Genomic DNA, 12,506 nt, shown 5'->3' with positions numbered 1-12,506 from the left:
TTGTCTGCTTAAAAGCTTGTCTCTCCCCTCCCTCCAGCCCGGTAGAGGAGGTAGAGGGTCTCCCCGTCAACACCCCGGGCCACCGGTTCGAGAATTTTCTCATCCCCCGCTCCTGCGAAGATAACCCTCACCGGCCTCTCATCGAGCTCAAGCTCGACCCTCGCCGTCCCCCACTCCGCCAGGAAGAAACCGCTCACCGGGATCGCTTTCCTGCCGTTGTGCGTCTCAACCAAAACCCTTCCCTCCTCCGAAACGTCCACAGCCACGAGTATCTTCTTGGGGCGCCACTCCCATGGAGTGGAGAGCACTATCCCTAGGAGAAGGAGTGCTATTGGAAGCAGGATGACGCCACCGGGGAGGGCGATTCTCAGGCCGAAGAACACGATGGCGACTGCTACGATGGGGGATGTTAGTATCGCCGCCAGTCCTGGAAACAGGTTCCGGCTGAAGGCTCTCCCAAAGTGCCCTTCCAGTTTCTCGAGCCTCTCCACATAGTCCACAGTCACGCTAAGGGTAATCAGCACCAGTACCGGGATGATGGAGGAAAAGTATGGGCTCGAAAGCACGGGTTCGGCCAGGGACTCGTGTACCCGGGGGAAGGCCGCCGCCAGAAGGGTTGAGGTTCCAAGGGTGTAGGGAACCGTGTAGAGAAGGGTCGCAAGCAGAACGCTCCCCCCCGCTGAACCGCTGGAGAGGAAAAGGCCAGCGATGAGAAGGGCCGAGGCGAGGGCCATCCATGGCCCGAAGATGCTGGAGTACGCAAGGCCCACCAGCGCGACCGCCGAGGCAACGGTGAGTGATTTCACCCGGGCCAACTTCACGAAGATCCCTCCTTTCCTTTGGATCCCAGGCGGATGACGCGGGCCGTTTCCATGAGTTCACCCAGGATGGCCCTCTTTTCGAGCTCGATCATTGGGTCCCCGTGGTCCGGTGAAACGTCCACCAGAATCGGTCGTCTTCCTGTGAGCACTCTCGCGGTCACGAGTCCCTTTCTGGTTTCCACCTTCGTTCCTTCGAGGATGTTGGAGACGTAGATCACGAGTGGAGTGCGGCGCGTGAGCGTTCCCCTCAGTTTCTCGATCACATCGGGAAGGGTCTCGTCAACCTCCCGGCCAGCCCCGGCCATTGCCTCCACGATGCCCCGAAGTCTCTCCCGACCCGTTGCCGGTGGCAGGAATCTACCGGCACCGAGAATGTAGAGCCCTACATGGTGGTCGTTGCCGAGGAGGTACCTTGCCAGGGCGATGACCAGCGCCGCTCCGACGTCGTAGGGGCTGACCCCTTCCCCGGGTATCATAAGGGTTCTCGAGTCAAGGATGAACAGAACGGCCTCCCTCACCTCGCCCTCCAGTTCGTTGACCAGGGGTTCACCCAGCCTGGCCGTGGCCTTCCAGTTTATCAGCTTCATGGGATCCCCGGGGAGGTAGGGCCTTATCTCGCGGAACTCCATTGATCGCGTCCACCGGTTGAGGACCCTCCTGGGGAGGGGTCTTTGCATCTCCACCCCGGCCCTTTCACCCGGGATCACCCTTATCCTGAGCTTCTCCCCGGGAATCCCCCAGAAGTGTCTGGTTCCCAGAGGATTCTCGGCAATAACCTCGCTCCCCGGAAGCGTATGGGCACCGCCCCTGAGGGGCCGCAGCCGATAGGAGTACTCCACCTGGAGGGATTTTCTGCCCTTGAAGAAGGTTCCCACCGGGCTCCCCTCCACAACCTCAACGCTTCCGGGAAGACGATCCCTGACGACGAGGGTTCCAATTCCCCTCCCGGCCCTGATCCTCACCCTCACTTCGACCTCCTCCCCCTGACGCACTTTCTCCCTTGAGAGGCTCCTCTCAACCCTTATGTCCCCCGGTGGGTCCATTAGAGTGCCGACCGCGAGTATCGTGAGGGGAACCGCCGCCAGCACGATCATTCCCGGGGAGAGGAGGGCCACCCCGACGAGGATCGCCCAGATGAGGTAGCCAACGAGCCTCTTTTTCATCTCTCCCCACCCCTTCCAAGGAGTTTTTCGAGCTCGTGGAGAACTTCTTCGACGATTCTCATCCTTCTTGCTAACTCCGCCCGCTCGCGCCTTCGCCGTATCCAGGCCGGCGTCAGAGGGGAGGTTTTTTCGGGTTCGTAGTCCGCCACTCTCGATACCAGTTCCTCGAACTCCGCCCTCGTCCCGAAGAGCCTTCCGCCGTAGTAGGCGAGGAAGGCCACAAGCGGTCCCCTCCTGCCCCGAATCACGAACTCCTGCACGGCCCTCTCGATGGCCTTCAGCTCGGGGTCGAAGGGTCGTCCCTCCTCCCAGAGCCGGAGGAGGTACTCCTCGGGATCCGTTCTTGATACGAGGGAGTACACGATGTTACCCGCGATGAGAACGCCAAGGAAGAGAATCAGCCACTCGGCGTAGAAGACCAGTTCAGGGTGGGTTTCCAGGAGCGTGCCCCCCATCGAGGCGTAGAGTCCGAACAGTCCGCCGAGAATCCCGAACCCCAGAGCGTTTTCTTCAAAGAACCGGATTCCCAGCTCGGAGAGAGCGTAGGCCACGAAGAGGGAGATCCCTGTGTAGAGAAAAACCCTGGAATAGCCCCCCACAGGGGGGAGCCCCGAAACACCGTGGAGGAGCATTAGGAGGCCAAGTCCACGGACGAGTTTTGCACGGTTCTTGAGGGAAGGTGCCAGGAGAACGAGTCCGGTTCCCAGGAACGCCTCCCACAGGGAGCTCCAGTTTTCCGGGAGAATGAGGGCAGATGCAAGGGAAATACCGAACACCCTCAGGAACCTTCCGGGGGTCTTTCCAACCAGGTCTGCCACTATCAGGAATGCCACCAGGACAAGGGCGGAGGCGAAGACAGGAAACGTCCCGAGCTCCAGGGATAGGACGTAGGCAGCCATAGCGATTCCCGCGTAAAGGATCATCCTACCCGTTCCTGGCTTAAACAACGCACTCACCCCCCACCAGCTCGAGGAGGGCCCTGTAAAACCTGATGAAGTCTCCCCTTGAGAGTCCCCCCGTCCCGTACCTGGCCCTCTCAAACGTCCCTGTAATTATGTCCAGGGGTTTTGGGGGATAGAGTTTCTCCGCGAGGGCCCCGGCTATCTCCCTCGGGGTCATCTTCTCCACATCCAGCCCGAGGTTTCCCGCCCACGGGAGGAGGCATCTCTCGTAGAACATCCCGACGGCGTCTGCGTAGTCCCTCACGACCACCACCCTGACCCGTTCGCTTTTCCCTCTGCACCGGACCTCCACCCAGTGCTCACCCGCCGGAAGAACCAGTGTGAATTTCCTTCCCACCCCGAGGGAATGCCCGTCGACGAGCAGCTCGGCTCCGTCGCAACCGGCCGTTACTTCAATCCTTTCCCCCTCCCGGTAGACGGGAACGCCATCCGGAAACGCCACCGTCGGGGAATTCCCCACCCCCGGGTTCTTCCTGCGGGTGGCGACGTAAACTGCCAGGAGAAGACCGATTACCGCGGCGATACCCCAGGGTCCGCCTTCCCCGTGGAGCGGTACCCTGAAGGATGCCCTCGCGGGGAGGTAGTAGCCGCTCCCCTCAAAAATCACGGTCACGTTGAGCACCTCCGCGTCTTCCCCCACGGGGATCCTGGCGATCGCAATCCCAGAGGAGTTCGTGGTCGAGACTTCAGTGAGGTTTTCTGTCCTCACCACCAGCCTCATCCCCGGGACAGGTTCTCCTAGGCGGTTGAATACCCCCAGCCTTAACGTGGCGGAATCGTCCTCCCTCTCGGTCCCGAGGAGCCTTATCTCCACAGGAGAGACCACCCTCAGAACGATCCTCCCCAGGATGTGGGCCCCGGAGCGGAACTCGAGCGTTCTCTCCCCGACAGTCGGGAAGGGTTCGATGACAACTGAGAAGCTCCCGTTCTCAACCCTCACCCTGTACTCCCTGTCGGGGAAGATGTAGGCCTTCAGCGTTGCGTTTTCCACACCGACGAGGGCACCCCTAAGGTTAAGGGGACTTCCCAGGGTGACGTTGATCTCTTTCGGGAGTTTGAGCTTCACCGTCCTCACCACAGTCAGGGCCGAGCTCCCGGCGTAGAAGTCGGTCCCGTTGAAGAGGAACCCCAATCTATGAACTTCCACGCCCGCCACCGGCACAGTGACGCGGAACGTTCCTCCTGGGGATGTTCTCAGCTCCCCGGCAGGAGCTCCATCGAGGAGGAACCCTATCGTCGCGTTCGCTATCCCGTGCCCATCCCGTCCGCGGAGAATCCCGGTCACCGTCACGTTTCCTGGAGGGGCGATCACCTCTTCGGGGACGGTTATCTCTGTAAGCCCGATCACGATGACCTGTCCCGAGGATGAACCATCCCCCGGGACGCCGGCGGGGGGAAGATATGTCACCCCGAGGATGAACCGTCCCCCGGGCAACTCCGTCGGAACGGTGGCGTTGAAAGAGAACCTCCCGCCGCTGACCTTTCCGACTCCCAGGAGGTGGAGCCTGTCGCTCTCTATGGTAGCGTAGACCAGGCCGCTCTCCAGGGGGTGGCCGGACTCTCGTCCCCTGACGGTTCCTGAGATCTCGAAACCTGTTCCACCCATCAGCCTCACGGGAAGAACCGGGTCAACTTCGGGCGGGTCAACGATGAGGACCGGAAGGACGACGGTTTGGTTCTCTTCTTTGCCCCTGAGCTCAAGCACGACCCTCTGCCATCCGGGAGGGGTTCTGTTCCCGGTCAAAAAGACAACGAGGACCCCCGTGTCCTTTGGATCCGAGGAGAGGTATAGCGTGCCGGCAACGAGGGGGGAGTCCGAGGACACCGCAACCGATTCCAGTCCCCTCACACGAATCAGAGCCCTGGTGGTCTCACCGTACCTCATGATAATCCAGTCCCCTTCGGGGTAGACGGCCGCCCTGCCGATAACGTTCACCCTTACCGGAAGAACAACCGTCGAACCATCGCGGGCGGAGGCGTTGACAAAGAGCGCGTAACTCCCGGGTCTTTTGAATGGCCCCACGGGGATTTCGAAGGTCCCGGGACGGGTGGTGGTGAAGAGCTCCCGTCCGGTCCAGTCGGTGATCCGGAGGGTGGCGTTAAGTCCGCTTGCAACGTCCAGGAAGTGCACCCTCAGAAGGACGCTCCCGTTAATGGGTACCGTGAACTCGTTCTCCTCCAGCTTGATTTCAAAGGGCCGGAAAACGTTCGTGTAGTCGTTGATGGGGTCGAAAGTCAGCCAGCCCGCGCCCCTGAAGTATACCTCCGCCCAGTAGAGGCGGTTCTTTCCGGTGATTCTCTGCGGTTCAGGAGTGGCGTTTATCCCGAATCCCTCCACGAGCCTCGAGGGAAGGCCGTTCAGCCTGGCCAGCAGGACGAAGGCCGTGGCGAAGTCGTAGGAGCTTCCCGTCTTCGAGTGGAAGAGGAACCAACGAAGCCGGTCGGTGTTGTTGGGAGGTGCGACACTTTCGTTGAGCGCGTAGTTTCCCGTAAGGTAGTACATTATCCTTTCTGCCTTTTCGTAGTCGGACTTCGCCCCCAGTGTGATCCTCATGGCAAGGGTCGCGAGGTCCCGGTCGTTCGGGGCGTTGAGGTAATCGGTGAGGTTCCCGGCCGTGAGGTTGAGGAGATAGGGGGGATCGAAGGTATAAGTAATCGCCCTGAACCGGTAGAATGTAACATTCGTGGCCGTCTGGAAGAGATCGTACTCCGGGAGGGCACTAACCCCTGGAGCCTCGACCCGGACCGTGTGGAGGGCCGTTGGAAGGGTTTTGAGCGGAACTGATGAGACAACGGTCACGGTGTCTGTTTCCTCGTGGTGGGGAACTGTTATTTCGGGCCTCGCGATTATCCCCGAGGGGATCCTGGTGGCGTTTCCCTCCCGCCACTTCCCGTTCACGTAAATGGAGTAAACCGCGGTGCGGAGGTAATGGATGTGGGCCGCCCCGGTGACGCTGAGTTCCGGCTCTCCATTGGGTGCGGGGGAAGATCCTGTCGGTTCAGTACCGTTTCCGGAATTCCTGGCGAGCAGATCCTCGATCGGGACGGGAGAGGGGGCGAACTCGGGAACCGATCTCAGAAGGGCGGAGGCCATGAGCAGCGAGATCAGGATCATCAACGAGAAGGTTACGTACTTACGAACCCTCATGACAGAAACCCTTCATCGGTGTGTTATATAAAGCTTTTCATGACTGTAAATCTTCACCCGCCAAAACCCTTAACTGGGGATGTGCGTTCTTAATCCGGTGATTGGTATGGACTTTGGTAGAAAGCCCCTCATAGGGATGGTCCATCTGAAGCCGCTCCCCGGCTCCTACCTCTACGGCGACGATCTGGGGACGGTGATTGAGTCAGCTCTCAGGGACGCCAGAACGCTTGAAAAAGCGGGTTTCGATGCGATTATGGTTGAAAACTTCGGCGACGTGCCGTTTCCAAAATACGTGGATAAGACGACCGTTGCATCCTTTACGGCTGTGGCCAAGGCAATCCGTGACGAGGTTTCGGTTCCGGTTGGAATAAACGTTCTGAGAAACGACGGGATAGCGGCTTACTCCATAGCCTACGCGATAAAAGCGGATTTCATACGGGTGAACGTGCTGAGCGGTGTGGTTTACACGGACCAGGGAATCATCGAGGGCATCGCCCATGAACTTGCAAGGCTGAGGAAACTCCTCCCAAGCGGGATCAGGGTCTTCGCGGATGTGCACGTCAAGCACGCGGTTCACTTCTTCGACTTTGAGGATGCTATACGCGATACCGTTGAGCGCGGTTTAGCCGATGCCATCGTCGTGAGCGGGAAGGCAACCGGAAAACCCGTTGACCTGAAAAAGCTGGCCCTCGCGAAGAAAATCTCTCCCGTTCCGGTGGTAGTTGGCTCGGGGACAACCTACGAGAATCTGCCCCAACTCTGGAATCATGCGGATGGCTTTATCGTGGGGACCTGGATAAAGCGGGACGGAATTGTCGAGAACGAGGTTTCTCCGGAGAGGGCAAGGAAACTCGTTGAGCTCGCGAAAAATCTTCGCTCTCGAAAATCTTTAACTTGACTTTCTTTTCGCTCGAATTTTCTTTTCCGAAAGGCTTATTACCCATTAATGCGTAATTAGCTGCCGTAAAAACGCAAGACCTGTCCCGCTTTTCTCTTCCGCGAGATGGTTTTGCCGGGATGTGATTGAATGTCCGGAAAACACCCAACGGGCTTTGAGGTCTTGACTCGGTTATTAAATTTGCCCTCACCTTTGGGTTAGCTTTACCATCCCTCAGGTCCGCGAGGCGTTTTCTGGATTTGTTGGGAGGTCGGTAGGATGTTGAAAAAACTCGCCCCCCTCGTGGGGATTATCGTGTTGTTGGCCCTTCCAGTTTCCGCTTCCCAGTTTCCGGAGGAACTACCCTCAATAACCAGGGAGGAGGCGAGGTCCCTGGGGCTGGTTCTCACCTACAGCGGGGGAAGCACCAACTTCAACTACGTCCTCTTTTATCAAGACTTCATGTGCGCAAACCATACCAAGGACAGCTCCAACTACGTGGAGGTTTTGGTCAATTACTACAACGACAGCGGCGCCGTTGAGCAGTTCGAAGGGTTCATCAAAATCGCCAAGAACTACACGGACAGGGAATACGTCCTGACGAACTCCGTGGGGGAGGAAATAGGAAGGGAGTACGTCCACTACGAGCTCACCACGGGTTCAAACTACGCCGACTTGAGAACCGTTCACGGCAGGGAGTACCTGGATGGGTACAGGTTCGTGTCCATTGAACACACATACGAAGCTTTGGTTAACGGCCACTACTGGGTCATGGCAAAGGCTGTTTACGTCGAGGGAACCACCGCCTGCAACCTCGAAGGTCTCGCCCCGATTCTGCTCAACATTTACCTTGAGCGAATCCCAAACAGTACGGTGAGGGTTCCGGTGAACTCCTCCGTGGAGGTACCGGGGAATGGGGAGTCTCACTTTGAGCCCCCTGAACTGAACCCCGACGCGGCGGAGAGGATGAAAACCACTCAAGAGAAGCTCAGAGAACTCGGCCGGAGTTGGGGTGGTTTCCTAGTCATCGAAACCTCCGGGAGAGAGGTCATCAGGCTCGTCAACTCAAAGGCCGACCACACCGACGATGGCACGGCCCTCGGCTGGAAGGCCAAATATTACGGCAACAGGGTCCTTGATTCCTTCATAGACAGGGTGGCGGACTACTTGCCAAAACCGCTGGGCCTCTTCAAGGACTACTTCAAGGCCGACAAGGACATCAACGTCTTCTCGGACGACGAACTGGTGAGAAAGACCGCCAAGGACCTCCACGTGGACGAGAAAAGCGCGTCGCTCTACAACGGCATGTCGGACATAGAGAACCGCGAGAAGGCCCTCTCGCCCTACAGAAACGCCGTCCCTTCCAGCGTCGAAACGAAGCCGATAGAGCTTATCCTCAACTCGATGGGTGTCGCCATAAAGAAGACGCTCGCCCAGGACTACCGCTGGGAGTTCGAGAAGACAGCTGAAATAGCCCTCCGCTACAAGAGGGCCGGGCTGAAGTACAGGGACATCATCAGGAACACGGTCGAGGAGATAGGCGACACCACAACGGGAATGCACCGCGTCAACATGATGAACAGAAACTCCCAGGGTGATTTCAGGAACCAGGAGGCGAGGGTGAGGTTCTACCTCAACAAGCTCTACGAGGAGGGGGTAATATGAAGGGTAAGCTCCTGCTCCTCCTTCTCATCCTAATAGGCGGCTACATCTACTTCAACGGGGACTTTCACGTTCCCGACGATATCAGTCCTGAGCGGGTTATAGATACCGCCAAGAACGTGACGGATAACCTCGGGGAGACCTCCACCGCAACGGAAACCCCCTCGGATGGAACGGGCATGGACTTAGCAGGGAACGTGAGTGTGATTAACTCCGGCAACTGGACGGTAATACGCTTCGAGACAGGCGTCATTGACGGGGACCTCCTCGGCAGGGCCTATACCCTCGCGGAGAGAGCTCATAAAAACGGCTCCGAGAACATCAGGGTAGAGGCCTACTTTGACGACGAGCCTGTAATCGCGCTGACCGTCAAGGATGGCAACCTCAACAACGCCACCTTCGAGGACATTAGAAGGCCTGAGTTCAGGATTGAGACTGACCTGGGCCTCTTCGACGTTCTCGTCCACAGCGTAACCGTTACGAACGACACCGCGAGCGTTTCCCTCGAGTATCTTGCAGACGGGGATTCATTCTGGAGGGACTACGCCAAGATGAGCCTGGCAATCCTCGAAGATGCACCGTGGGTTGAGAAGGTGGAGATAGTCTACCTCGGCGAGAGAAACGTGAGCGTTTCAGTTCCCAGCGATGCCCTCCTTAAAGCCCTCTCCGGAGAGCTCTCGCCTGAGGAGTTCGCGGGGGAGATTGACGTTATCGAGCTCAGCGGTGATAGGGGGTGAAAAAATGGGTTTGATTAAAAAACTGGCCGCCGCTTTCCTCCTGCTTGTTGTTCTGGGAATCGCGGGCATCTTCGGGATGCAGTACTACTACAACACCACCTACGACAAGGTTCCAGTAGAGGTGAAGACCGAAACGGTAAGCGGTGACGTATTCTACCTCTCACATCTTCTTCCCGCTGGAAAATACTACATCAACGCGAGCAGTGAGGGAAGGGTGGAGAAAATAGTCATACTCGACGAGGATGGCAACGTCCTCACAGAGTCTGAGGGAAACAGCCTCTTCTACGGCTCCAGCAGGCCCTTCCAGGTCAGGGTCGACTACAAGGCTCCGCTCAACGCGGACTCCTACAGGGTCAGCGTGGGCATATACAGGCTCGAAAAGAAGTGACGAAAGCGTTATATCCCTTCCACTTTACTTTCCCCAAACAATCCGGCGGTGGTTGGAATGGGGAAGTACTTTGGAACCAGCGGAATCAGGGAGGTCGTCAACGAAAAGCTGACGCCTGAGCTGGCTTTGAAGGTGGGAATGGCCCTGGGTACCCACCTCAATGGTGGAACCGTTGTCGTTGGAAGGGACACGAGGACGAGTGGCGAGATGCTCAAAAATGCCCTTATCAGCGGTCTTCTCAGCACTGGCGTTGACGTTATTGACATCGGCCTGGCCCCAACACCCCTCACGGGCTTCGCCATAAAGCTCTACGGTGCCGATGCGGGCGTTACAATAACCGCTTCCCACAATCCGCCGGAATACAACGGAATAAAGGTCTGGCAGAGTAACGGCATGGCCTACACACCCGATATGGAGGCGGAACTTGAGGCCATAATAGACTCCGGGAACTTCAAAAGGGCCCCCTGGAACGAGATAAGGACCGTCAGAAAGGCCGATCCACGGGAGGATTACATCAGGGAAGCCCTCAGGATGGTTCACCTCGATGGTTCTTACACGGTCGTTTTAGATTCAGGCAACGGCGCCGGGAGCATTTTAAGCCCCTACCTCCAGCGCGAGCTTGGGAATAAGGTCATCAGCCTTAACGCCCATCCGAGTGGCTTCTTTGTGAGAGAACTTGAGCCGAACGCGAAGAGCCTCTCAGCCTTGGCGAAGACCGTTAGGGTGATGAAAGCCGATGTAGGCATAGCGCACGACGGAGACGCGGACAGAATCGGCGTCATTGACGATGAGGGCAACTTCGTCGAGTACGAGGTCATGCTCTCGCTTATAGCGGGCTACATGCTCAGGAAGTTCGGGAAGGGTAAGATAGTTACAACGGTTGATGCGGGCTTTGCACTCGATGACTACGTCAGGCCCCTTGGAGGAGAAGTCATCAGGACGCGCGTTGGCGATGTGGCAGTTGCCGACGAGCTCGTCAGGCACGGTGGCGTTTTCGGTGGCGAGCCATCTGGAACCTGGATAATCCCGCAGTGGAACTTCACCCCGGATGGAATCTTCGCCGGTGCACTGGTTCTGGAGATGATTGACAGACTTGGCCCGATAAGCGAGCTCGCCAAAGAGGTCCCGCGCTACGTGACTCTTCGCGCCAAGATACCCTGCCCCAACGAGAAGAAGGCTAAAGCTATGGAGATAATAGCCAAGGAGGCCCTGAAGACCTTCGAATACAAGAGGTTGATAGACATAGATGGGATTAGGATAGAGAACGACGACTGGTGGATTCTCTTCAGGCCCAGCGGGACCGAGCCGATAATGCGCATAACCCTCGAGGCACACACGGAGGAAAAAGCTAAGGAGCTGATGGAGAAGGCGGAGAGACTGGTGAAGGAGGCTATAAAAAGGGCTTAAACTCTGAGGATTTTCTTTAACATTCTTATGCTTTCTTCCACGTCATCCTTGTCGAACTCGATGTAAGTCCCTTCTGGAAACCTCGCCATGAGTATCTCAAAGAGTATTCCGGGCATCTTCACGAGCCTGAACTCCTGCTCTCTCACAAGCTCCTTCGCGCGCTTCAGCCTCTCCTCCTTGCCTAAGTAAAAGAACTCCCCCATCGCCCCGTAGGGATATCCGTCGGGATCGCTTGAGCTCGTGTGGAAGACGCCACAGGTGGGCGAACCCTTAACACCCAGGAAAACAACTTTCTCCGGCTTTTCCTCAGATAGAACCCTTCCGATGAAGTCCGCTATCACCTTAGCTCTCTCGCGCATTCCTAACCTCTCGTAGACCTCCCTGCTCGCGGGGGCGCGCGGCCAGCCGATTAGCTCGAACTCCGGGCAGGGATAGGCCAGAATCTGCCACTCCTCGCCGAGTTCTCCAAGAAGCTTTCTCAACCTTCTAGCTGTCTCGTATTCCTTCTCCTTCGCTCCCCGGTAAACGTAGAAGGGGCTCAGGAGGCAGGGGGCTATTATCAGGAGGTTCATGGCTCATCCCTCAAAGATTTTTAAGAAAGGAACCCTCTTAAAGTCCGAGTCGAACGTTAGGATTAGTCCGATTTCCAGCTCTTTGCACGTTGCAACGATAAGGGAATCGTTTGGTAGAAGGTTGAAGTTTTTCCCAATTTGAGATGCGAGCTCTATTGTGTTTTCAGTGATGGGGGCAATTTTCAAAAAGCCGGCCTCACCAAGTTCTTCAAACGCTGACTTGACTCTTTCATATACGAAGGTGTATTCTTCCAGGTGTTTCTTGAGGTCATAGGTTCCTTTAAGTCCATCTTGGATGGCGAGTGTGAACATAACCTTGTAAACTGTCTCGGAAAACACCACTGGATTTGTGACAAGAGTATATCCTCTGGCTATGGCCTTTTTGACGAGCTCTTTGGCTCTTGGGTCCCCCAAGTGTAGGCCGACAAAAACTGATGAGTCAACAAAGGCCTCAGAGTGACTCATAATAAGCCTCCTTCAGACGCTTGTAGTCTATGTTTTCCACTTTCTTGATTAGGAGGGAATCCAGAATGTCATCTATATCTTCCGGAATTATCTTTATCCTCACCCGTGAATGTTCTCTGAGGTTAAGCTTTTTTAGAGGTTTCAAAACGCCATCTTCATAAATGGCCTCCACGGTCTCCATGCTTCCACCAGAGCTTAATTGGTAAAACTCCCTTTAAACCTTCTCCGCGATGTCCTTTATTATTTCCTCGACCCTCTCTTTAAGCTCCTCAAGTGTTCCTTCGTTGACTATAACGTAATCGGA

Annotated in this window: 12 protein-coding genes; 5 read left to right on the top strand and 7 right to left on the bottom strand. The window is 56.7% G+C overall.

The genetic code is table 11. The features are described from left to right. Positions 1–8: 8 nt before the first annotated feature. The 4 genes from MV985_RS02375 to MV985_RS02360 are packed head-to-tail and all read right to left on the bottom strand — an operon-like array spanning position 9 to position 6,094. The gene (locus MV985_RS02375; RefSeq protein WP_297460333.1) at positions 9–821 is read right to left on the bottom strand and encodes a hypothetical protein; all 813 of its coding nucleotides are present in this window, start codon (positions 819–821) and stop codon (positions 9–11) included. Then, the gene (locus MV985_RS02370; protein WP_297460325.1) at positions 818–1,984 is read right to left on the bottom strand and encodes a DUF58 domain-containing protein; all 1,167 of its coding nucleotides are present in this window, start codon (positions 1,982–1,984) and stop codon (positions 818–820) included. Before MV985_RS02370 ends, MV985_RS02375 begins: the two co-directional genes overlap by 4 nt. Beyond that, entirely contained in the window at positions 1,981–2,940 is a 960-nt protein-coding gene (locus tag MV985_RS02365) for a hypothetical protein (protein WP_297460317.1), read from the bottom strand. The genes MV985_RS02370 and MV985_RS02365 overlap by 4 nt, the downstream gene beginning before the upstream one ends. Then, the gene (locus MV985_RS02360) at positions 2,924–6,094 is read right to left on the bottom strand and encodes a transglutaminase domain-containing protein (RefSeq protein ID WP_297460308.1); all 3,171 of its coding nucleotides are present in this window, start codon (positions 6,092–6,094) and stop codon (positions 2,924–2,926) included. Before MV985_RS02360 ends, MV985_RS02365 begins: the two co-directional genes overlap by 17 nt. A 106-nt stretch (positions 6,095–6,200) precedes the next feature. Between MV985_RS02360 and MV985_RS02355 the strand changes: the two genes are divergently transcribed. The 5 genes from MV985_RS02355 (at position 6,201) to glmM (ending at position 11,165) form a co-directional block, all read left to right on the top strand. Beyond that, positions 6,201–6,992 carry a BtpA/SgcQ family protein gene (locus MV985_RS02355; RefSeq protein WP_297460426.1) on the top strand — a complete coding sequence of 264 codons (792 nt, stop codon included), beginning with the start codon at positions 6,201–6,203 and terminating at the stop codon, positions 6,990–6,992. A 258-nt stretch (positions 6,993–7,250) separates the two neighbouring features. Continuing rightward, positions 7,251–8,636 carry a hypothetical protein gene (locus MV985_RS02350; protein WP_297460287.1) on the top strand — a complete coding sequence of 462 codons (1,386 nt, stop codon included), beginning with the start codon at positions 7,251–7,253 and terminating at the stop codon, positions 8,634–8,636. Further along, positions 8,633–9,370: a hypothetical protein gene (locus MV985_RS02345; RefSeq protein WP_297460280.1), complete on the top strand. Its 738-nt coding sequence runs from the start codon at positions 8,633–8,635 to the stop codon at positions 9,368–9,370. Before MV985_RS02350 ends, MV985_RS02345 begins: the two co-directional genes overlap by 4 nt. Positions 9,371–9,374: 4 nt before the next feature. Beyond that, entirely contained in the window at positions 9,375–9,758 is a 384-nt protein-coding gene (locus MV985_RS02340; protein ID WP_297460272.1) for a hypothetical protein, read from the top strand. Between the two features lie 57 nt (positions 9,759–9,815). Further along, a complete protein-coding gene (gene glmM, locus MV985_RS02335; RefSeq protein ID WP_297460264.1) occupies positions 9,816–11,165 on the top strand; it encodes a phosphoglucosamine mutase in 1,350 nt (449 codons plus the stop codon). Here the strand turns inward: glmM and MV985_RS02330 are convergent. The 3 genes from MV985_RS02330 to MV985_RS02320 are packed head-to-tail and all read right to left on the bottom strand — an operon-like array spanning position 11,162 to position 12,383. Beyond that, on the bottom strand, positions 11,162–11,737 hold the full coding sequence (locus MV985_RS02330; protein ID WP_297460246.1) for a hypothetical protein: 576 nt from the start codon (positions 11,735–11,737) through the stop codon (positions 11,162–11,164). The two genes, glmM and MV985_RS02330, sit on opposite strands and share 4 nt — an antisense overlap. A gap of 3 nt (positions 11,738–11,740) precedes the next feature. Next, entirely contained in the window at positions 11,741–12,202 is a 462-nt protein-coding gene (locus tag MV985_RS02325; protein ID WP_297460237.1) for a type II toxin-antitoxin system VapC family toxin, read from the bottom strand. Continuing rightward, positions 12,189–12,383 carry an antitoxin family protein gene (locus MV985_RS02320; RefSeq protein WP_297460218.1) on the bottom strand — a complete coding sequence of 65 codons (195 nt, stop codon included), beginning with the start codon at positions 12,381–12,383 and terminating at the stop codon, positions 12,189–12,191. Before MV985_RS02320 ends, MV985_RS02325 begins: the two co-directional genes overlap by 14 nt. Positions 12,384–12,506 lie beyond the last annotated feature (123 nt).

Origin of the sequence: Thermococcus sp., assembly GCF_027012695.1 — an archaeon.
Taxonomy (GTDB): domain Archaea; phylum Methanobacteriota_B; class Thermococci; order Thermococcales; family Thermococcaceae; genus Thermococcus.
This window is presented reverse-complemented; position numbering and strand designations above follow the sequence as displayed.